The following is a 19,903-nucleotide window of genomic DNA, read 5'->3' on the forward strand; positions in this document are numbered from 1 at the left end:
CGCTTACTTCTCCTCGGTGGTACCGCTGGTACGGGTATGGCGGCCGGCGGGTTCGTTCCCGCCCAGCAGCAGGTAGAGGACTGCCATTCGGATCGACACGCCGTTGGCGACCTGCTCGACGACGGTGCAGCGGTCGGAGTCGGCGACCTCGGCGGTGATCTCCATGCCGCGGACCATCGGCCCGGGGTGCATCACGAGGGCGTGCTCGGGCATCCGCGCCATGCGGTCGCCGTCCAGGCCGTAGCGGCGTGAGTACTCGCGCTCGGTCGGGAAGAACGCGGCGTTCATCCGCTCGCGCTGGACGCGCAGCATCATCACCGCGTCGGACTTCGGCAGCGTGCTGTCGAGGTCGTACGACACGGCGCAGGGCCAGGTCTCGACGCCGACCGGCACCAGCGTGGGCGGGGCGACGAGGGTGACCTCGGCGCCGAGGGTGTGGAGCAGGTCGACGTTGGAGCGGGCGACCCGGCTGTGCAGCACGTCCCCGACAATGGTGATGCGCCGGCCGGACAGGTCCTGGCCGATCCCGGCGTCGCGGCCGACGAGCCGGCGGCGCATGGTGAAGGCGTCGAGCAGGGCCTGGGTGGGGTGCTGGTGGGTGCCGTCGCCGGCGTTGATGACGGCGGCGTCGATCCAGCCGGAGTTGGCCAGCCGGTAGGGCGCTCCGGAGGCGCCGTGCCGGATGACGACGGCGTCGACGCCCATGGCCTCCAGCGTCTGGGCGGTGTCCTTCAGGGACTCGCCCTTGGAGACGCTGGAGCCCTTGGCGGAGAAGTTGATGACGTCGGCGGACAGGCGCTTCTCGGCGGCTTCGAAGGAGATCCGGGTCCGCGTCGAGTCCTCGAAGAACAGGTTGACGATGGTGCGGCCGCGCAGGGTCGGCAGTTTCTTGATGGGCCGGTCGGCGACCCGGGCCATCTCCTCGGCGGTGTCGAGGATGTGGACGGCGTCGTCGCGGGTGAGGTCGGCGGCCGAGATGAGATGACGCTGCATCTGTCAGGCTCCGTAGGGCATTCGGGAGTTTTCGGGCATGCGGGCGCACGGGGGCACGCACGCGTGGGCGTACGCCGGAGTGCTACTGCTGCGCGCCCGGGGCGGTCCGCTTCGCACCGAGCAGCACGGTGTCGCGACCGTCCTCCTCGGCGAGCTGGACCTTGACCGTCTCCCGCAGCGACGTGGGGAGGTTCTTGCCGACGTAGTCGGCGCGGATGGGCAGTTCCCGGTGGCCGCGGTCGACCAGGACAGCCAGCTGCACCGCGCGCGGGCGCCCGATGTCGTTCAGGGCGTCGAGGGCGGCGCGGATGGTGCGGCCCGAGAACAGCACGTCGTCGACGAGGACGACCAGCTTGCCGTCGATGCCGTCACCGGGGATCTCGGTGCGGGCCAGCGCACGCGGCGGGTGCATGCGCAGGTCGTCGCGGTACATGGTGATGTCCAGCGAGCCGACCGGGATCGTGCGGTCGGTGACCTGCTCCAGCTTGGCGGCGAGTCGCTGGGCGAGGAAGACGCCCCGGGTGGGAATGCCGAGGAGCACCACGTCGTCGGCGCCCTTGGCGCGTTCGACGATCTCGTGGGCGATGCGGGTGAGTACCCGCGCGATGTCGGGGCCTTCGAGAACGGGCCGCGCATCGGACTGCTGCGGCTCGAGCCGCGTGTCCTGCGTGTCCTGCGTGTCCATACGAAACGGACCTCCTTCTCCGCCTCACGGGACGGACCTTAAAGGACGTCGGAATTGCGCCATCCACGGTACCAGGCCGGGACGACACCCCTGATCACCCCCTTGGCGTAATCGGCCACCGATACCACGGAAGAGTCGGTGTGGACCATTCGGCTTGACGCAGAAGAATCACGCTGCGTAACCTCACAGTGAGTTACCAACCGCGCGGCATGGAACCAGAGCCAGTCGCGTCGACCCAGTGCCGGGGAGCTATATGTCCAGCGAATACGCCAAACAGCTCGGGGCCAAGCTCCGGGCGATCCGCACCCAGCAGGGCCTTTCCCTCCACGGTGTCGAGGAGAAGTCCCAGGGACGCTGGAAGGCGGTCGTGGTCGGTTCCTACGAGCGCGGCGACCGCGCCGTGACCGTTCAGCGGCTTGCGGAACTGGCCGATTTCTACGGCGTGCCGGTGCAGGAACTGCTGCCGGGCACCACCCCGGGCGGCGCGGCGGAGCCCCCGCCGAAGCTTGTCCTGGACCTGGAGCGACTGGCCCACGTCCCGGTCGAGAAGGCGGGTCCCCTGCAGCGCTACGCGGCGACGATCCAGTCGCAGCGCGGCGACTACAACGGCAAGGTGCTCTCGATCCGCCAGGACGACCTGCGCACCCTCGCCGTCATCTACGACCAGTCGCCGTCGGTCCTGACCGAGCAGCTGATCAGCTGGGGCGTGCTGGACGCGGACGCGCGTCGCGCGGTCTCCCACGAGGAGGGCTGACCGGCTCCCCAGTCTCAGCAGAAACGTGCCGCCGGGGTGGCCGGAACCTTGGGGTTCCGGCCACCCCGGCGATTTCGTGCGGTCCCGGCTGGTCGAGGACAGGGAACGCCGGAGGGCCCGCGGCGCGTGCCGCGGGCCCTCCGGCGTCGAGTCGAGTCGAGTCGTACCGCCTACGCCTCGTCCCGGCGCAGCGACGGCTTGAGTTCCTTCAGCCGGCCGAGCAGGCCGTTGACGAACGAGGGCGACTCGTCCGTGGAGAACTCCTTGGCCAGCTGCACCATCTCGTCGAGGACGACGGCGTCCGGGGTCTCGTCCATCCAGATCAGCTCGTATGCGCCGAGCCGAAGGATGTTGCGGTCGACGACGGGCATCCGGTCGAGCGTCCAGCCGACCGCGTACTGGGCGAGGAGTTCGTCGATGCGCCGGGTGTGCTCGGCGTACCCCTCGACGAGTTGCATGGTGTACTCGCTCACCGGCGGCTGCCGGGTGTCGGCCCGGGAGAGCCGGATCCAGTCGGCGAGGACCGTCAGGACGTCGGCGCCGCGCTGGTCGCCCTCGAAGAGGATCTGGAAGGCGCGCTTGCGGGCCGTGTTGCGGGCGGCCACGGTTAGCTGTTCACCCGGCCGAGGTAGTCGCTCGTGCGGGTGTCGACCTTGATCTTCTCACCGGTGGTGATGAAGAGCGGGACCTGGATCTGGTGACCGGTCTCCAGGGTGGCGGGCTTGGTGCCGCCGGTGGAGCGGTCTCCCTGCAGGCCCGGCTCGGTCTCCTGGACGACGAGCTCGACGGCGGCCGGCAGCTCGACGAAGAGCACCTCGCCCTCGTGCTGCGCGACGGTGGCCGTGAAGCCCTCGATGAGGAAGTTGGCGGCGTCGCCGACGGCCTTGCGGTCGACCATCAGCTGGTCGTAGGTCTCCATGTCCATGAAGACGAAGTACTCGCCGTCCATGTAGGAGAACTGCATGTCGCGCTTGTCGACAGTGGCCGTCTCGACCTTGATGCCGGCGTTGAAGGTCTTGTCGACGACCTTCCCGGAGAGCACGTTCTTGAGCTTGGTGCGCACGAAGGCCGGGCCCTTGCCGGGCTTGACGTGCTGGAACTCGACGACGGACCAGAGCTGGCCGCCTTCGAGCTTGAGCACCATGCCGTTCTTGAGGTCGTTCGTGGAAGCCACGGTTGCGGAATCTCCTGGACTGACGTGGACGACCCCGGGGCCCGCACCTTGCCTAGAGTGCGAGCAGTTCCTTGGTCGTGATGGTGAGTAGCTCGGGTCCGCCGTCCGCCTCGGGGCGTACGACGAGCGTGTCATCGATCCGGACACCGCCCCGGCCCGGGAGGTGGACCCCCGGTTCGACGGTGACCGGCACGCAAGCGTCCAGTTTACCCATGGCCGCGGGGGCCAACTGAGGGTCCTCGTCGATTTCGAGTCCGACACCGTGCCCGGTCAGTGCCGGCAGGCGTTCCGCGTAGCCGGCCGAGTCCAGCACCTGGCGTGCGGCGCGGTCGACGTCCCGGCAGGCCGCGCCGGGTGCCAGGCTCTCGCGTCCGGCGCGCTGGGCGGCGAAGACCAGGTCGAACAGCTCGATCTGCCAGTCCGCGGGAGCGGTGCCGATGACGAAGGTACGGCCGATCTCACAGCGGTAGCCGCGGTACGTCGCACCCAGACAGACGGAGAGGAAGTCGCCCTCCTCCACCCGTCGGTCGGTGGGCCGGTGCCCGCGCCGGCCCGAGTTCGGGCCGGTGCCGACGGAGGTGGGGAAGGCGGGGCCGTCGGCGCCGTGGTCGATGAGCCGCCGCTCGAGTTCCAGGGCGAGGTGGCGTTCGGTGCGGCCGACGAGGATGGACTCCAGCAGCTCGCCGAGGGCCTGGTCGGCGATCTCGGCGCCGACGCGCAGACAGGAGATCTCCTCCTCGTCCTTGACCACCCTGAGCTGTTCGACCGCGCCGCCCAGGTCGGCGAGGCGCAGCCGGGGGGCGACGGAGCGCAGCTCGCGGTGACGGGCCACGGTGATGTGGTGCTCCTCGACCGCGAGGGAGTCGGCGCCCTGGTCCGCGACGACGCCCGCGGCGGCCACGGCCGGGTCGCCGCCCGCGCGGGGCAGGGCGTGCACTCTCAGGTTCTCGTCCGGCCGCCCTTCACCGGGGCGTTCGTCGGACGAGCCGGGGCAGACGAGCAGGTCCTCGTGGCTGCCCAGCAGGAGGACGGCACCCCGGGGCGCCGCGCCCGCGAGGTACCTCACGTTGGCGGGACGGGAGACCAGCGCTGCCGCGTTGCCGGACGCCTGGCACCGTTCCCTCAGCCTCATGCGGCGGGCCGCGTACACCTCTGACATGTGTCGAGCCTAGAAGCGGTGGCCGGATCGCGCCGGTCGGGCTCCGCCGAGCGGGGTGCGGCCCCACCGGGGCGCCGGCCGGCCGGGGGGTTCGCGCGGCACCCGCGTCCGTGGTCGCCCGGCCCTGGCCCTGCCGTCTACCGGCCCTGGCTCTGGCCCTGCCCTGGGGCCCGGCCGCAGGACAGGGCCCTGAGAGCTCCGAACAAAAAGGGAGGCCGATCAGCTCGCGGCGTCCCCTTTTCGTTCGGACCTCTCAGGGGTCCTTGCACTATGAGCGCCTGATCAGGCCGCGTGATCCGGCGCCTTGCGATGCACGGCACCAGGCCGCGCGGCCCACGCGGGCACAGTGCAAGGACCCCTCAGGCCGCCCGGATGTCCTCTACCACTTCGGAGGGCTGGCGATCGCCCTGGCCAGCACGTCGTCCAGGAGCCTCGCCGTCGTCGGTACGTCGAGTTGAGAGTTGTCGATGATCGGGAGGCCGGAGCCGTACCAGCCGGCCATCCGGCCGTGGATGCGGGCGACCTCCTCGTCGGTGAGACGGCGGTTGCCGCTGCGTTCCGCGTTGCGTTCCAGGACGACCTCCAGGCCGGGGAGGAGGACGACCGGGAGGAGCCCGGGGCCCACATGCCGCTTCCAGCCGCCGAGGCCGACGGCCGGGCGGTCGGGGAAGATCGCGTCGTCGAGGATGCAGGAGATGCCGTTGGCGAGGAAGTTGCGCGCGGCGAATCCGCAGGTGCGGCGGGCCAGGCGGTACTGGGCCTCGGAGTGGTCGTTCCACCCGCTCTGCGGGTCTGCGAAGCCCGAGCGGACCCATTCGCGGACGTCGTCGAGGCTGATGTGGGCGGTGGGCACCCGGCGGTGGTCGGCCCAGAACTTGGCGACGCTGGTCTTCCCGGCGCCCGCGGGACCGATGAGCAGCACCGCGAGCGTGGTGGACGCGGGGTCGGGCGCGGACGCGGCCGGCGGCGGGCTGGGCATGCCGACGGGGCCGCCGGGGGGCAGCGGAACGTGCCCGGTGGTCTCGCTGCCCTGCGGGCCGGTGGTGTGCCGCGGGGCCGGGGGGTGGGGCACGGGCGGGACCGGGGGCTGGGGCGCCGGTGGGACGGGCCCCGAGGGCGGTGCTCCGGGGAAGCCCGGTGCCGGGTGCGGCGGCACGGGGGCGGTCTGCTGGGGGGTGCTGCCCGGCTGGTGCGGGCCCGGGTGTTGTGCGGCCGGCGACCAGCCGGCGGCCGGACCGTGCCCCGGCTGGTGGGGCGGCGGCAGCGGAGAACCCACTGCGTGCTGCATCCGGTGCCACTCCGTCTCGTACAGGCAATGGGCGCTGGCTGTGGGGGGCGCGCGGCCCCCGCTCTCGCTACCGAACGGTACCGCCCCCGGCCGTCGTTTGGTGAAACGGCCGGGGGCGGTCCGAAGTGCCCGGTGGGGAAAGCGAATCGGGCGGAAGGGAACTGCGGGGACCTACTGGCCCACTTCGCCGTAGGCGGCGAGCAGCACCGCCGGGTCGGGTCCCTCCAGGACGGTCGGCTTGGCCAGCCCGTCGAGGACGATGAAGCGCAGCAGGTCGCCGCGCGACTTCTTGTCGACCCGCATGGCCTCCAGCAGCTTGGGCCACTGGTCGTGGCGGTAGTGCAGCGGCAGCCCGACCGATTCCAGGACCGTGCGGTGCCGGTCGGCGGTGGCGTCGTCCAGCCGGCCGGCCAGGCGGCCCAGTTCGGCCGCGAAGTGCATGCCGACGGCGACGGCGGCGCCGTGCCGCCACTTGTAGCGCTCGTTCTTCTCGATGGCGTGGGCGAGCGTGTGACCGTAGTTGAGGATCTCCCGCAGCCCCGACTCCTTCAGGTCGGAGGAGACGACGTCCGCCTTGACCTTGATGGAGCGTTCGATCAGCTCGGCGGTGTGCGGGCCCGCCGGGGTGCGGGCGGCCTGGGGGTCGGCCTCGATGAGGTCGAGGATCACCGGGTCGGCGATGAAGCCGGCCTTGATGATCTCGGCGAGTCCGGAGACGTAGTCGTTGACCGGGAGCGAGTCCAGCGCGGCCAGGTCGCACAGCACGCCCGCGGGCGGGTGGAAGGCGCCGACGAGGTTCTTGCCCTCGGCGGTGTTGATACCCGTCTTGCCGCCCACGGCCGCGTCCACCATGGCCAGCACCGTCGTGGGGACGGCGATCCAGCGCACCCCGCGCAGCCAGGTCGCGGCCACGAAGCCGGCCAGATCGGTGGTGGCGCCGCCGCCCACGCCGACGACGACGTCGGTGCGGGTGAACCCGGACTGGCCGAGCGCCTTCCAGCAGTAGGCGGCGACCTCGGCGGTCTTGGCCTCCTCCGCGTTGGGCACCTGGATGGCGACGGCCTCGTAGCCCTGGTCGGCCAGGTCGGCGCGGAGGGCGTCACCGGTGTCGGCGAGCGCCTCGGGGTGGATGACGGCGACCCGCTTGGCCCGGTCGCCGATGAGGGCGCCGAGCTCGCCGAGGAGTTGCCGGCCGACCAGCACCTCGTACGGGTCGGAGCCCGCGCTGCCGACGCGGATCCGCGTCACTGCCTCGTCGCTCATGCTTCCTTCAACTCCAGTGCGTCCAGGGCGGCCCGGGTGACCTGTTCGGGGGTGCGGTCGTCGGTGGCCACGACGGCGGTCGCCACCTCCTCGTAGAGGTGCCTGCGGGCCTCCATCAGTTCGCGCCACTGCCTGCGCGGGTTGACGGCGAGCAGCGGGCGGGCCACGTTCAGTCCGGTGCGCCTGACCGCTTCCTCGACCTCCATCGAGAGGTAGACCACGCGCTGTCCGGCCAGCAGCGCGCGGGTGTCCGCGTCGAGGATCGCGCCGCCGCCGAGCGCGAGCACACCGCGGTGCTCGGCGAGCGCGCGGTGCACGGCCCGCTTCTCGATGGCGCGGAAGGCGGGCTCGCCCTCCTCGACGAAGATGTCGGCGATGGTGCGGCCCTGTTCGGCGACGATGTCGTCGTCGGTGTCGCGGTAGCCGACACCGAGCCGTTCGGCCAGCTGCTGCCCGACGGTGGACTTGCCGACGCCCATCGGCCCGACCAGGACGACCAGCGGCGCGCTCATCGGATGTGCAGGTTGTCGAGGTACGACCGCACGTTGCGGCGGGTCTCGACGACGCTGTCGCCGCCGAACTTCTCCGCCACCGCGTCGGCCAGCACGAGCGCGACCATCGCCTCGGCGACGATCCCGGCGGCCGGGACCGCGCACACGTCGGAGCGCTGGTGGTGGGCCTGCGTGGCCTCGCCGGTGGCCACGTCGACCGTCTGCAGGGCGCGCGGCACGGTCGCGATGGGCTTCATCGCCGCCCTCACGCGCAGCAGCTCGCCGGTGGTCAGACCGCCCTCGGTGCCGCCGGAGCGGCCGGTGGCGCGGCGGATGCCGTCGGGGGTGGTGACGATCTCGTCGTGCGCCTTGGAGCCCGGCACCCGCGCCAGATCGAAGCCGTCGCCGACCTCGACGCCCTTGATGGCCTGAATGCCCATGAGCGCGGCCGCCAGCCGGGCGTCGAGGCGCCGGTCCCAGTGCACGTGCGAGCCGAGGCCCACCGGCACGTCGTAGGCCAGGACCTCGACGACGCCGCCGAGGGTGTCACCGTCCTTGTGGGCCTGGTCGATCTCCGCGACCATCGCCTTCGAGGCGTCCTGGTCCAGGCAGCGCACCGGGTCGGCGTCGAGCTTCTCGACGTCGGCGGCGGTCGGGTACACGCCGTAGGGCGCCTTCGCGGCGGCCAGCTCCACGACGTGGGAGACGATCTCGATGCCGGCCGTCTCCTTGAGGTACGACCGGGCGACGGCGCCGAGCGCGACCCGGGCGGCCGTCTCGCGGGCGGAGGCGCGCTCCAGGATCGGGCGGGCCTCGTCGAAGCCGTACTTCTGCATGCCGGCGAGGTCGGCGTGGCCGGGGCGCGGACGGGTCAGCGGCGCGTTGCGCGCGGAGCCCGCCAGCTCGGCCGGGTCGACCGGGTCGGCCGCCATGACCTTCTCCCACTTGGGCCACTCGGTGTTGCCCACCATGACCGCGACCGGCGAGCCGAGGGTGAGGCCGTGCCGGACGCCGCCGAGGAAGGTGACCTCGTCGCGTTCGAACTTCATCCGCGCACCGCGCCCATAGCCGAGCCGGCGCCTCGCCAGATGGTCCGCCACCATCTCCGTGGTGATCGGCACGCCGGCGGGAAGGCCCTCCAGCGTCGCCACGAGTGCGGGACCGTGGGACTCCCCCGCGGTCAGCCAGCGCAACCTGCTCAACGGTGCTCCTCAGTGCTCGCGCCTGGTACTGCCCTGCGTACGCGCGTCCTCGCGTACGGCAACGGCGCGACCGGGTGCGCGACCCAGGCCCGCCACCTACGATCCTCCCACGTCCGCGGCCGGGCACCGGCCGCCGGTCCATCAGGCGGACGGGCGGTACCGGGTCCGGGCTCAGCGCGTGCCGTCGGTCCGCTGCTGCGGGGCGTAGGCGCCCAGGAAATCAGCACCGCTCGGACCGGACGGCACCGACCGACCCTGCGCAGCCGCCTGATTCGCCTGCGGCGCGTAAGCACCCAGGAAATCAGCACCGCTCGGACCGGACGGCACCGACTGACCCTGCGCGGCCGCCTGATTCGCCTGCGGCGCGTAGGCGCCGAGGTGGTCCGCGCCGCTCCCCTGCCCGAACTGCGCCGCCGCGTGCACGGGCACGCCCGCCCGCACGGCCCGCCGGTGGGCGATCTTGCGCTTCAGCTTCAGGATCCACGAGACGACGACGGCGAGCACGATCAGCGCGAGCACCGTGATCTGCACCCACTCGGGCAGGAACCGCAGGAAGAACTCGAATATCTCGCTCTTGCCCCCGGCCAGCGACACCTCTGCGGACACGTTGGACATGTACCTGACTCCCCCTTGTACGGGCTCCGCCCCCTGCGGAACTCAGCGGATCCTAGCGGTGCGCGAGCGCGTGCTCCCCCGCTTTTCGCATGGCCTCGACGGGCGCCGGCGCGCGCCCGGTCATCTGCTCCACCTGGAGCACCGCCTGGTGCACGAGCAGGTCCAGCCCGCTGACGACCGCCCCGCCGAACATCGACCAGCGCGCGGCCAACCGGGTCGGCCAGGGGTCGTAGAGCACGTCGAAGAGGGTGGCGGGCCGCTCCGGCACCGAGGCGGCGAGGGCGTCGGTCGCCCCGGTCGGCGTGGTCGCGACGACCAGCGGGGAGCGCAGCGCCTCGGCCGCGTCCGACCAGTCCGCCGTGCGCACCTCGACGTCGAGGCGCTCGCCCCACTGCCGCATCTCGGCGGCGCGGACCTCGCTGCGCACGTACACGACGACCTCGCCGGTGCAGACCATGCCCAGGGCGGCCAGCGCGGAGGAGGCGGTGGCACCGGCGCCGAGGATCGCGGCCGAGTCCACCCGCACGATGCCCCGCTCGCGCAGGGCGGCGACCATGCCGGGGATGTCGGTGTTGTCGCCGACGCGCCGGCCGTCCTCGGTGAACACGAGTGTGTTGACCGTCTCGACGGAGGCGGCCGAGTCGCTGATCTCGTCGAGCAGCGGGATGACCGCCCGCTTGAGCGGCATGGTCAGCGACAGCCCGGCCCAGTCGTCGCCGAGTCCGTCGACGAAGGCGGACAGCGCCCCCTCGTCGATGTCGAAACGGTCGTACGTCCACTCCGTGAGGCCCAGCGCCTCGTACGCGGCGCGATGCAGCACCGGGGAGAGGGAGTGGGCGATGGGGCTGCCGAGCACGGCCGCCCGGTGACGGCGGGCGTGCTCGGTCCGTGCGGTGGTGCTCATGTCCTCAGTTACCGGTGCTCTCGTTGAACTTGTCCCTGAGCCGTTCGAATTCCGCGTAGGTCTTCGCGAATTCCGTCTTGCTCTGCCCGTCGGTCGCCACGAAGTAGATCCAGCCCTCACGGGTGGGATTCAACGTCGCGCTGAGCGCGTCGACACCCGGATTTCCGATCGGCCCCGGCGGAAGACCCTTCTGCGTGTACGTGTTGTACGGGTCCTTGTTACTGTTGATCTCGGTCTCGCTGATGTGGATGTTGCTCTCGTTCTTCAGATAGTTGAACGTCGAGTCGAACTGGAGCAACTGGTTGGTCTCGGTGTTCGTCGGCTTGAGACGGTTGTAGACCACCTCGGCCATCTTGCGGAAGTCGTCGACCGTCTTGCCTTCGGCCTGCACCAGGCTCGCGACCGTGACGACCTGCAACGGGCTCTTCAGTGCGAGCGCCTTGGTCTTGGCCTCCAGGTCGTACTTGCCGTACGCCTCGTCGGCCCGCTCGACCATCTGCTTGAGCACCGTCGCGGGCTTCATCCCCTTGGCCGCGGGATAGGTACCGGGGTAGAGGAAGCCTTCCAGCGGGTCCATGATGTCGCTGTCGTCGTTCGCCCAGTCGGGCAGCCCGAGACTTTCGTACTCCTTCTCGGCGACCTTCTTGGTGGTTCCGGAAGCGAGGCCGAGTTTCGTGTCGATCGTCTTGTAGACCTGGATGTTGCGCTGGCCCGGCGTGACCATCACGTTCGCCTGGCTCTTCGGGTCGAGCATCATGTCGATGGCGCTCTTCGCGGACATCTGCTTCTTCAGAATGTACGCGCCCGCCTGGATGTTCGCGTCGGGGTCCTGCGTCAGCGCGGAGACGAACGCGTCGACGCTCTTGACGACGCCCGCGGCCTTCAGCAGACGACCGATCTCGGCACCGCCCGCGCCCTTGGGCACCTCGACGCTGACGGTCTGGCCGGTGCCCTCGCCCGCGTAGTCCGGAGCCGTGCCGTAACGATTCTGGTAGAACTGGTAACCGAAGTAGCCGACGCCGCCGAGACCGCCGGCGAACACGAGCACGACGACCAGGCAGGCGCAGCCGTTGCGGCGCTTCTTCCCCTTGGCCTTGGTGTCCTTGCCGCCGCGCCCCCGCCGGTCACCGCGGCCCCCGCGCTCTCCCGGCTCGTCTGCGTCCTCGTCGTCCTCGTCGTCCGCTCCGCCCCCGGCGAAGAAGGCGTGCTCACCCTGGTCGGGCCCCGGGTCCCAGTCGGTCCGCTCCCCCGCGTCGGGGTCGGCGGTCTCCGGCGCGGTCACCGGCTCCGGTCCGGGGCGCCGACGGGCGGGCGGTTCGGGCGGCGGATAGGCGTCCGGGGTGCCGTAGAGGTCGGGCTGCTCGGCACCGTAAGCGGTTGCTTGCTGCCCGTAGGGATCCCCCGGGTCGGCCGCGTACGGGATGTGGGCGTGCGTGCCGGTGCCGTCCCAGCCGCCCTCCTGGTAGGCCTGCTGCTGCCCCGGATGGGGGTACTGCTGCTGATCGTAGGACTGCTGCGGGTCGTAGGACTCCTGCGGGTACTGCTGCTGCGCGTACTGCTCCTGGTACGCCTGCTGGTCGTACTGCTGCGCCTGTCCCTGGCCCCAGTCGCCGTACTGCGGCTGCTCCGGCTGCTGCGGGTAGTGGTGGTGCTGCGGCTGGCCGCCGTAGGCAGGCTGATGGCCGGCCTGGGCCTGCTGCCCTTCCCATCCGCCGTCCCCGTACAACGGGTCCTCCGGATGCCACGGTTCGGAGCCTGGGCCCCGGCCATACTCAGTCATCGATCCCCTAGAGCCGCGAGGCGGCGGTCGCGCGGCTTCCCGGCCCCGGTTCCCGTCCCGCCTCTCTTTGTGCGGCGGCTGTTCGAACACCACCGCATCGCGCGGAACGTTACCGTATCGCGATCAGATGACCACTTCGACGCCCTCGCCCGGTGGCCGCCCTGACACCCGTTCGGATTCGAGTGCCTGCTGGAGGATGATCACAGCGGCGGCCTGGTCGATGACCGAGCGTCCCTTCTTGGATCTCACCCCCGAGGCACGCAGTCCCTGACTGGCCGTCACGGTCGTCATCCGCTCGTCCACCAGCCGTACGGCGACGGGTGCGATGCCCCGGGCCAACTCCCGGGCGAAGCCGCGGACCTTGACGGCGGCCGGGCCCTCGCCCCCCTTGAGGGAGCGGGGAAGCCCGACCACGACCTCGATCGGCTCGTACTCCTCGACCAGTTGCCGCAGCCGCCGGTGCGCCGCCGGGACGTCCCGGCCGGGGACCGTCTCCACCGGGGTGGCGAGGATCCCGTCGGGGTCGCACGAGGCGACCCCGATCCGGGCGTCACCGACATCGATCGCGAGGCGACGGCCGCGGCGCATGCCCCGGCCGTCCCCTCGCGGCTCTCCCTCGACGCTCACTTGGCCGTTTCCGCCACGAGCCGCTCGACGGCGTCCACGGCCTCGCCGACGGCGGCCGGGTTCTGACCGCCGCCCTGGGCGACGTCCGGCTTTCCGCCACCGCCGCCGCCGAGGGTCTTGGCGGCCGTACGGACGAGGTCGCCGGCCTTGAGACCGCGCTCACGGGCGGCCTCGTTGGTGGCGATGACCGTCAGCGGCTTGCCGTTGCTGACCGTGAACAGGGCGACCACGGCGGCCCGGCCGCCCTGGATGCGGCCACGCACGTCGAGGACCAGCTTGCGCAGGTCGTCCGGCGTGGTGCCGTCCGGGACCCGTCCGGTGACGAGGGCGATGCCGCGGACGTCCCTGGCGGACTCGGCGAGACCGGTGGCGGCCTGCAGCACCTTCTCGGCGCGGAACTTCTCGATCTCCTTCTCGGCGTCCTTCAGCTTGCCGAGCATGGCGGAGACCTTCTCCGGGAGCTCCTCCGGACGGCCCTTGATCAACTCCTGGAGCTGGGCGACGACCGTGTGCTCACGGGCGAGGAAGTGGTAGGCGTCCACACCGACGAGGGCCTCGATACGACGCACGCCCGAGCCGATCGAGGACTCGCCGAGCAGCTTCACCAGACCCAGCTGGGCGGTGTTGTGCACGTGCGTACCGCCGCACAGCTCCTTGGAGAAGTCGCCGATGGTCACGACACGGACGCGCTCGCCGTACTTCTCGCCGAACTCGGCGATGGCACCCTGCTTCTTGGCCTCGTCGATGCCCATGACCTCGGCGTGCACCGAGAGGTCGCGGGCGAGCACCTCGTTGATCTTCTGCTCGACGTCGGTCATCACGGCCGTCGGCACGGCCGACGGGGAGCCGAAGTCGAAACGGAAGCGGCCGGGCTGGTTCTCGGAGCCCGCCTGGGCGGCCGTCGGGCCGAGGGCGTCGCGCAGGGCCTGGTGGGTGAGGTGCGTGGCCGAGTGGGCGCGGGCGATGGCCGTGCGGCGGCGCGAGTCGATCGAGGCGTGGGCGGTGGCGCCGACCGTCACCTCGCCGACCTGGACGACGCCCTTGTGGACGTACACGCCCGGGACGGGCTTCTGGCAGTCTCGGACCTCGATGACGGCACCGGAGTCGACCCTGATGCGGCCGGTGTCGCCGATCTGACCGCCGCCCTCGGCGTAGAAGGGGGTGCGGTCGAGGACGATCTCCACCTCGTCGCCCTCGGCGGCGGCCGGGGAGGAGACGCCGTCGACGAGGATGCCGACGATCCGGGACTCGCCCTCGGTGTGCGAGTAGCCGATGAAGTCGGTCTCGCCGGCCTGGTCGGCGATCTCACGGTAGGCGCCGGCACCGGCGTGCCCGGTCTTCTTGGCCTGGGCGTCGGCCTTGGCGCGCTCCCGCTGCTCCTTCATCAGACGGCGGAAGCCGTCCTCGTCCACGGAGAGGCCCTGCTCGGCGGCCATCTCGAGAGTGAGGTCGATCGGGAAGCCCCAGGTGTCGTGGAGCAGGAACGCCTTGTCGCCGGCGAGGACGGTGCCACCGGCCTGCTTGGTCTCGGTGACGGCGGTGTCGAGGATGTTGGTGCCGGCCTTCAGCGTCTTGAGGAAGGCGTTCTCCTCGGCGAGGGCGACCTTCTCGATGCGCTCGCGGTCGGTGACCAGCTCCGGGTACTGCTGGCCCATCATCTCGATGACCGTGTCGATGAGGTCCTTGACGACCGGGCCGGTGGCGCCGAGCAGGCGCATGTTGCGGATGGCGCGGCGCATGATGCGGCGCAGGACGTAACCGCGGCCCTCGTTGCCGGGGGTGACGCCGTCACCGATGAGCATGACGGAGGTCCGCATGTGGTCGGTGACCACGCGCAGGGAGACGTCCGAGTCGTGGGCGTCGCCGTAGGCCACACCGGTCAGCTCGGTGGCCTTCTTGATGACGGCCATGGAGGTGTCGATCTCGTACATGTTCTGCACGCCCTGCAGAATCATGGCGAGCCGCTCCAGACCGAGGCCCGTGTCGATGTTCTTGCTCGGCAGCTCGCCGAGGATCTCGAAGTTGTCCTTGCCGATGCCCTCGCCGCGCTCGTACTGCATGAAGACGAGGTTCCAGATCTCCACGTACCGCTCGTCGTTGACGGCGGGGCCGCCCTCGACGCCGAACTCGGGGCCGCGGTCGTAGTTGATCTCGGAACAGGGGCCGCAGGGACCCGGGACGCCCATGGACCAGTAGTTGTCCTTCATGCCGAGGCGCTGGATGCGCTCCTTCGGCACGCCGACGACCTCGTGCCAGATGCGCTCGGCCTCGTCGTCGTCCTTGTAGACGGTGATCCAGAGCTTCTCCGGCTCCAGGCCGTAACCACCCTTGTCCCGGGGGCTGGTGAGCAGCTCCCAGGCGTACTTGATGGCGCCTTCCTTGAAGTAGTCGCCGAAGGAGAAGTTGCCGCACATCTGGAAGAACGTGCCGTGCCGGGTGGTCTTGCCGACCTCTTCGATGTCCGGCGTGCGCACGCACTTCTGCACGCTGGTGGCACGCGAGAAGGACGGCTTGACCTCGCCCAGGAAGTAGGGCTTGAAGGGAACCATGCCGGCCGGGACGAGGAGCAGAGTCGGGTCGTCCGCGATGAGCGACGCCGAAGGCACGACGGTGTGCCCGCGCTCCTCGAAGAAGCTCAGCCAGCGGCGGCGGATCTCAGCCGACTCCATCAGTGGTCCTCATTCCGGTTGTACGAGTACGTCGTGGTGTCGATGCACTTCGGGTGGGTGCGGTGCGGGGCGTCGCGGTTCTCGAGGGCGGCGCGGCGGGGAGCGGCGAGTTCTGGGTCCTCGTGGATGCCCAGCGCCTCGCCCAGCTCGGCCTCGCGCCGGGCCATGTTCTCGCGGACGTCGAGCGCGAAACCCACCGCGCGGTCCTTCAGACGCGCTCCCGTCTCGAGGGCCTTGTTGGCCGCGGTCGCGGCGAGGCTCTCGGGGGTGAGCTGCTTCAGTTTGCGGTTGACCTTGGTGGTGGCCCACACACCGGCGGCGACGCCCGTGCTGAACCAGAACGTACGGCGGAACATCGCTGGGTCTCAGTCCCTCTTTTTTCCACGGGCGTTGCGCTTCCGCCGCGAGACCGTGCGGCCCACGATCACGGTGCGCCGGGGCGCCTCGGCGGGCATGTCGTCCTTGCGGCCGCCGAGGGCCCGGCGCACGCCGTAGCCGAAGGCGGCGACCTTCACCAGGGGGCCGCCGAACGTGGAGGCGACGGTGGTGGACAGCGCGGAGGCGTTCGACGTGACCTCTTGGACGTCCGAGGCGATCGCGTCGACCCGGTCGATCTGGGTCTGCGCGGAGCGCACCGCCGCGGAGGCGTCGGCCAGCAACGGGACGGCCTGGTCGGTCACGTCCGCGACCAACTTGGTGGTCGCCCTGAGCGTCTGGGCCAGCCTCGCCAGCGCGACGGCCAGGAAGGAGACCAGGATCGCCCAGAAGACGGCCACCAGGATTCCGGCCACCTCTCCACCGGACACTGCGCACCCGCTCCCTGTCGTGTGAGACGTCGTGTGACACGTCGTGCGAGACGTGTGCGACGTCATGGTCGACGTCTGGTGAGACGTCTGTCTCTGAGGGCGAGCCTATCGCGCCGACGCAACCGTTCCGTACCGGTCAAGAGGCCCTGCGCCGTGGCTCGCCCGGGAAGCGCGAAGGCCCGCCGCCCCGCCCGCCCGGAGGGGCGGGGGGACGACGGGCCGAGGCGCGGGGGTACCGCGTCCGCCGAGGGATCAGCGGGCGTAGTACTCGACGACGAGCTGCTCGTCGCAGATCACCGGGATCTCCTTGCGGTTCGGCTCACGGTCCAGGCGGAAGGCCAGGGCGCGGAGGTTCACCTGGAGGTAGCGCGGGGTCTCGCCGTCGGGGGCGAAGCCGCCCTCACGGGCGATCGAGAAGAGGGTCTTCTCGCGGCTGCGCTCGCGGACCATCACGACGTCGTCGGGACGGACGCGGAACGAGGGCTTGTCGACCTTCTGGCCGTTGACCTCGATGTGGCCGTGAACGACCATCTGACGGGCCTGGTAGATGGTGCGGGCGATGCCCGAACGCAGCACCAGGGCGTCGAGACGACGCTCGAGCTCGATGATCAGGGCCTCGCCGGTCTTGCCCTGAACCTTGGAGGCACGCTCGTAGGCGCGGACGAGCTGACGCTCGGACACGTCGTACTGCGCGCGCAGACGCTGCTTCTCGAGCAGACGGACCTTGTAGTCCGAGTTCTGCTTGCGGCCGCGGCCGTGCTCACCCGGCGGGTAGGGGCGGGCCTCGAAGTACTTGACGGCCTTCGGGGTCAGCGCGATGCCGAGGGCACGCGACTTCTTGACCTTGGGGCGGGACTGGTTCGCCACTTCTTTTCCTTTTCCTTTTCGGCTGCCTCAGGGTTACGGGAGGTCGCATCCGCAGCCGGGGAATCCCGCCGGGTCCACGAGGAACCTGTCGGGTAGCCGCTCCCCTGGTCTGGGCACATACGTGCAGCACACGAACGGCCCACCGACCGGTCCCGGAAGTGCGGGTGGTGGTGGGCTGCCCGCGACACCTACGACGGTGCGCGACGCTCCTGGATCAACAGATCCGGCTGGATGTCCCGCCTGAGGCGCCGACCGGAGTCGGACACGGGACGCAGCACTTCGGGCGATTCTACAGGGTGGTCAGGACTCCTTGCGACCGAGGTGCCTCCTGGTCCACTCCACGGCGTCGGCGTACCGCGCCTCCGCGCCGTGCCGCGTGGGGGTGTAGTACTCGCGCTCCTTGAGGGCGTCCGGCGCGTACTGCTGGGCGGCGATGCCCTCCGGCAGGTCGTGCGGGTACACGTACCCCCGGGCGTGCCCGAGCTTGGCGGCGCCCTGGTAGTGGCCGTCCCGCAGATGCGGCGGCACCGGTCCGGCCAGCCCCTTGCGCACGTCGTCCAGGGCGGCGCCGATCGCGGTGGTCGCCGCGTTGGACTTCGGCGCCAGGGCGAGCGCGATGGTGGCGTGGCTGAGGGTGAGGGCGGCCTCGGGGAAGCCGATCATGGCGACGGCCTGGGCGGCGGCGACGGCGGTCGGCAGCGCGTGGGGATCGGCCAGGCCGATGTCCTCGCTGGCGGAGATCATCAGACGGCGGGCGATGAAGCGGGGGTCCTCGCCGGCCTCGATCATGCGGGCCAGATAGTGCAGGGCGGCGTCGACGTCGGAGCCGCGGATCGACTTGATGAGGGCGCTGGCCACGTCGTAGTGCTGGTCGCCGTCCCGGTCGTACTTCACGGCGGCCCGGTCGACGGTCTCCTCGAGGGTCGTCAGGGCGACCTCGCTCTCGCCCTTGTCGAGGGCGGCCCCCGCGGCGGCCTCCAGCGCGGTCAGCGCGCGACGGGCGTCGCCGCCGGCGATGCGCAGGAGGTGGTCCTCGGTGTCCTCGGGAAGGGTGACGGCGCCCTTGAGTCCGCGCTCGGCGGTGAGGGCGCGGCGGAGCAGGCCGCGCAGGTCGTCGTCGGTGAGGGGTTCGAGGGTGAGCAGGAGCGAGCGGGACAGCAGCGGGGAGATGACCGAGAAGTAGGGGTTCTCGGTGGTCGCCGCGATGAGGGTCACCCAGCGGTTCTCGACGGCCGGGAGCAGGGAGTCCTGCTGGGCCTTGCTGAAGCGGTGGATCTCGTCCAGGAAGAGGACGGTCTCCTTGCCGAAGCCTCCGGTGGCGCGGCGGGCGCCGTCGATGACCGCGCGGACCTCCTTGACGCCGGCCGTGATGGCGGACAGCTCCACGAAGCGCTTGTTGGTGGCCTTGGAGACGACGTACGCGAGGGTGGTCTTGCCGGTGCCGGGCGGGCCCCAGAGGATCACCGAGGACGGGCCGGCCGGGCCCCCGGAGCCCTCGCCGACCAGGCGGCGCAGGGGGGAGCCCGGCTTCAGCAGGTGTTGCTGGCCCACGACCTCGTCGAGGGTGCGCGGGCGCATCCGGACCGCCAGGGGGCTCCCTGCCGGGTCCTTCTCCTGGCGTTCTTCTGCTGCGGCGGTGAACAGGTCGGGCTCCACGGTGAAACCCTAGAACACCGCACTGACAACGCGGCCCGGGATCAGCTGGTCCAGAACTCCCACCAGCGGGTCAGGATCAGCATGCCGATGATCCCGATGTGCAGCACGGGCATGACCCAGGTGAACTCGCCGAAGAAGCCCTTCAGCCAGCCCGGGGCGGGCAGGAGGCCGTTGCGGATGTTGAACGAGGTCACGTACCAGAACATGACGATCGTCGCGACCCAGGCCAGGCAGCACCACAGGCACAGGGCGTTGATCCGGTACAGGGACTGGAACATCAGCCAGGCGCAGAAGACGACCCCGAACAGGGTGCCGGCGTTGAAGGTGAGCCAGTACCAGCGCGGGAAGCGGGCGCGGGCCAGCAGGCTCATGCCGACGCAGACGACGATGCCGTAGGCGACCAGGCCGAGCATCGGGTTGGGGAAGCCGAAGGCGGCGGCCTGCTTGCTCTCCATGACGCTGCCGCAGGAGACGATGGGGTTCAGGCTGCAGCCGGGTGTGAACGTCTTGCCCTCGACCTTGGCCTCGAGCAGCTTGAACTTGTCGATCGTGATGACCCACGCGGCGAGCAGACCGGCCGCGCCGGTGATCACCAGCAGCAGGGCCAACGCACGGCTGCCACCCACCGCCCGCGGCGCGTCGGCCGCGGCGCGCTCCGGTTCGGGCTCGGTGGAGACGTCTTTGACTGTGGTCTTGCTCATCACGCCGATTCCGTCACTTGAGAGTTGGACCATCTTCGGGCAGGGCCATTGTGCCGCACCCGCGCGGGTGTGCACCGTTCGCTTCACATAAGGATGGGTGGACACGGCGGGCGGGTGTTCGGTTCCGGACATCCGCGTGAGCGACGGGGCGCCGGTGCCGTACGGCACCAGGGCCCCCACACGAGTTTTCGCCCCACCGAGTGCCAGCGCGGCCGTGTGTCCACCCAACCGTTCCTCCAGCTCCTCGACGACCTCGTTGCCCCCCCCAG

Annotated in this window: 20 protein-coding genes; 1 reads left to right on the forward strand and 19 read right to left on the reverse strand. The window is 70.9% G+C overall.

Features of this window, described 5'->3' with window-relative positions; all coding sequences use genetic code 11:
- Positions 1-3: 3 nt before the first annotated feature.
- Positions 4-993 carry an aspartate carbamoyltransferase catalytic subunit gene (locus ACZ4YY_RS33255; protein ID WP_468298698.1) on the reverse strand — a complete coding sequence of 330 codons (990 nt, stop codon included), beginning with the start codon at positions 991-993 and terminating at the stop codon, positions 4-6.
- An 82-nt stretch (positions 994-1,075) separates the two neighbouring features.
- Positions 1,076-1,678, reverse strand: coding sequence for a bifunctional pyr operon transcriptional regulator/uracil phosphoribosyltransferase PyrR (gene pyrR / locus ACZ4YY_RS33260; protein WP_468298699.1), 603 nt, complete (start codon positions 1,676-1,678; stop codon positions 1,076-1,078).
- Positions 1,679-1,931: 253 nt separating this feature from the next.
- Here pyrR and bldD point away from each other — a divergent pair, with 253 nt between their 5' ends.
- Complete coding sequence (bldD, locus tag ACZ4YY_RS33265; protein ID WP_020128858.1) at positions 1,932-2,432, forward strand: transcriptional regulator BldD; 501 nt, start codon at positions 1,932-1,934, stop codon at positions 2,430-2,432.
- Between the two features lie 170 nt (positions 2,433-2,602).
- Here the strand turns inward: bldD and nusB are convergent, their stop codons facing one another.
- From nusB to ACZ4YY_RS33350, 17 genes are all read right to left on the reverse strand, one after another.
- A complete protein-coding gene (nusB, locus tag ACZ4YY_RS33270) occupies positions 2,603-3,037 on the reverse strand; it encodes a transcription antitermination factor NusB (protein ID WP_468298700.1) in 435 nt (144 codons plus the stop codon).
- A gap of 2 nt (positions 3,038-3,039) precedes the next feature.
- Positions 3,040-3,606 (reverse strand): elongation factor P, encoded by a 567-nt coding sequence (gene efp / locus ACZ4YY_RS33275; RefSeq protein WP_468298701.1) that lies wholly within the window; start codon positions 3,604-3,606, stop codon positions 3,040-3,042.
- A gap of 52 nt (positions 3,607-3,658) precedes the next feature.
- Entirely contained in the window at positions 3,659-4,765 is a 1,107-nt protein-coding gene (locus ACZ4YY_RS33280; protein WP_468298702.1) for an aminopeptidase P family protein, read from the reverse strand.
- A 379-nt stretch (positions 4,766-5,144) separates the two neighbouring features.
- The gene (locus ACZ4YY_RS33285; RefSeq protein ID WP_468298703.1) at positions 5,145-6,053 is read right to left on the reverse strand and encodes a Pro-rich N-terminal domain-containing protein; all 909 of its coding nucleotides are present in this window, start codon (positions 6,051-6,053) and stop codon (positions 5,145-5,147) included.
- A gap of 171 nt (positions 6,054-6,224) precedes the next feature.
- The gene (gene aroB, locus ACZ4YY_RS33290; protein ID WP_468298704.1) at positions 6,225-7,316 is read right to left on the reverse strand and encodes a 3-dehydroquinate synthase; all 1,092 of its coding nucleotides are present in this window, start codon (positions 7,314-7,316) and stop codon (positions 6,225-6,227) included.
- Complete coding sequence (locus ACZ4YY_RS33295; RefSeq protein WP_468298705.1) at positions 7,313-7,828, reverse strand: shikimate kinase; 516 nt, start codon at positions 7,826-7,828, stop codon at positions 7,313-7,315. The genes aroB and ACZ4YY_RS33295 overlap by 4 nt, the downstream gene beginning before the upstream one ends.
- Positions 7,825-9,009 carry a chorismate synthase gene (gene aroC, locus ACZ4YY_RS33300; RefSeq protein WP_468298706.1) on the reverse strand — a complete coding sequence of 395 codons (1,185 nt, stop codon included), beginning with the start codon at positions 9,007-9,009 and terminating at the stop codon, positions 7,825-7,827. Before aroC ends, ACZ4YY_RS33295 begins: the two co-directional genes overlap by 4 nt.
- 171 nt (positions 9,010-9,180) lie before the next feature.
- Entirely contained in the window at positions 9,181-9,624 is a 444-nt protein-coding gene (locus ACZ4YY_RS33305; RefSeq protein ID WP_468298707.1) for a hypothetical protein, read from the reverse strand.
- Positions 9,625-9,676: 52 nt separating this feature from the next.
- Positions 9,677-10,528 carry a shikimate dehydrogenase gene (locus ACZ4YY_RS33310; RefSeq protein ID WP_468298708.1) on the reverse strand — a complete coding sequence of 284 codons (852 nt, stop codon included), beginning with the start codon at positions 10,526-10,528 and terminating at the stop codon, positions 9,677-9,679.
- A gap of 4 nt (positions 10,529-10,532) precedes the next feature.
- Positions 10,533-12,308 (reverse strand): endolytic transglycosylase MltG, encoded by a 1,776-nt coding sequence (gene mltG / locus ACZ4YY_RS33315; protein WP_468298709.1) that lies wholly within the window; start codon positions 12,306-12,308, stop codon positions 10,533-10,535.
- Positions 12,309-12,431: 123 nt separating this feature from the next.
- Positions 12,432-12,896: a Holliday junction resolvase RuvX gene (ruvX, locus tag ACZ4YY_RS33320; RefSeq protein ID WP_468298710.1), complete on the reverse strand. Its 465-nt coding sequence runs from the start codon at positions 12,894-12,896 to the stop codon at positions 12,432-12,434.
- Between the two features lie 35 nt (positions 12,897-12,931).
- Positions 12,932-15,604: an alanine--tRNA ligase gene (gene alaS / locus ACZ4YY_RS33325; protein WP_468298711.1), complete on the reverse strand. Its 2,673-nt coding sequence runs from the start codon at positions 15,602-15,604 to the stop codon at positions 12,932-12,934.
- Positions 15,604-15,960 carry a hypothetical protein gene (locus tag ACZ4YY_RS33330; RefSeq protein WP_468298712.1) on the reverse strand — a complete coding sequence of 119 codons (357 nt, stop codon included), beginning with the start codon at positions 15,958-15,960 and terminating at the stop codon, positions 15,604-15,606. The genes alaS and ACZ4YY_RS33330 overlap by 1 nt, the downstream gene beginning before the upstream one ends.
- A gap of 9 nt (positions 15,961-15,969) precedes the next feature.
- On the reverse strand, positions 15,970-16,410 hold the full coding sequence (locus ACZ4YY_RS33335) for a DUF948 domain-containing protein (RefSeq protein WP_468298713.1): 441 nt from the start codon (positions 16,408-16,410) through the stop codon (positions 15,970-15,972).
- 252 nt (positions 16,411-16,662) lie between these two features.
- Positions 16,663-17,277 (reverse strand): 30S ribosomal protein S4, encoded by a 615-nt coding sequence (gene rpsD / locus ACZ4YY_RS33340; RefSeq protein ID WP_123987943.1) that lies wholly within the window; start codon positions 17,275-17,277, stop codon positions 16,663-16,665.
- A 300-nt stretch (positions 17,278-17,577) separates the two neighbouring features.
- Positions 17,578-18,933: a replication-associated recombination protein A gene (locus tag ACZ4YY_RS33345; protein WP_468298714.1), complete on the reverse strand. Its 1,356-nt coding sequence runs from the start codon at positions 18,931-18,933 to the stop codon at positions 17,578-17,580.
- A gap of 41 nt (positions 18,934-18,974) precedes the next feature.
- Positions 18,975-19,634, reverse strand: a complete 660-nt coding sequence (locus ACZ4YY_RS33350) for a vitamin K epoxide reductase family protein (RefSeq protein ID WP_468298715.1) — start codon at positions 19,632-19,634, stop codon at positions 18,975-18,977.
- Positions 19,635-19,903 lie beyond the last annotated feature (269 nt).

The sequence above is a fragment of the Streptomyces sp. NPDC030143 genome, from assembly GCF_055573695.1.

Bases quoted from the DNA above. Each gene is read 5' to 3' on its own strand.
- ACZ4YY_RS33255 (WP_468298698.1), bottom strand. From the start codon at position 993: ATGCAGCGTCATCTCATCTCGGCCGCCGACCTCACCCGCGACGACGCC.
- pyrR (WP_468298699.1), bottom strand. From the start codon at position 1,678: ATGGACACGCAGGACACGCAGGACACGCGGCTCGAGCCGCAGCAGTCC.
- bldD (WP_020128858.1), top strand. From the start codon at position 1,932: ATGTCCAGCGAATACGCCAAACAGCTCGGGGCCAAGCTCCGGGCGATC.
- ACZ4YY_RS33280 (WP_468298702.1), bottom strand. From the start codon at position 4,765: ATGTCAGAGGTGTACGCGGCCCGCCGCATGAGGCTGAGGGAACGGTGC.
- ACZ4YY_RS33285 (WP_468298703.1), bottom strand. From the start codon at position 6,053: ATGCAGCACGCAGTGGGTTCTCCGCTGCCGCCGCCCCACCAGCCGGGG.
- aroB (WP_468298704.1), bottom strand. From the start codon at position 7,316: ATGAGCGACGAGGCAGTGACGCGGATCCGCGTCGGCAGCGCGGGCTCC.
- ACZ4YY_RS33295 (WP_468298705.1), bottom strand. From the start codon at position 7,828: ATGAGCGCGCCGCTGGTCGTCCTGGTCGGGCCGATGGGCGTCGGCAAG.
- ACZ4YY_RS33305 (WP_468298707.1), bottom strand. From the start codon at position 9,624: ATGTCCAACGTGTCCGCAGAGGTGTCGCTGGCCGGGGGCAAGAGCGAG.
- ACZ4YY_RS33310 (WP_468298708.1), bottom strand. From the start codon at position 10,528: ATGAGCACCACCGCACGGACCGAGCACGCCCGCCGTCACCGGGCGGCC.
- mltG (WP_468298709.1), bottom strand. From the start codon at position 12,308: ATGACTGAGTATGGCCGGGGCCCAGGCTCCGAACCGTGGCATCCGGAG.
- ruvX (WP_468298710.1), bottom strand. From the start codon at position 12,896: ATGCGCCGCGGCCGTCGCCTCGCGATCGATGTCGGTGACGCCCGGATC.
- alaS (WP_468298711.1), bottom strand. From the start codon at position 15,604: ATGGAGTCGGCTGAGATCCGCCGCCGCTGGCTGAGCTTCTTCGAGGAG.
- ACZ4YY_RS33330 (WP_468298712.1), bottom strand. From the start codon at position 15,960: ATGTTCCGCCGTACGTTCTGGTTCAGCACGGGCGTCGCCGCCGGTGTG.
- ACZ4YY_RS33350 (WP_468298715.1), bottom strand. From the start codon at position 19,634: ATGAGCAAGACCACAGTCAAAGACGTCTCCACCGAGCCCGAACCGGAG.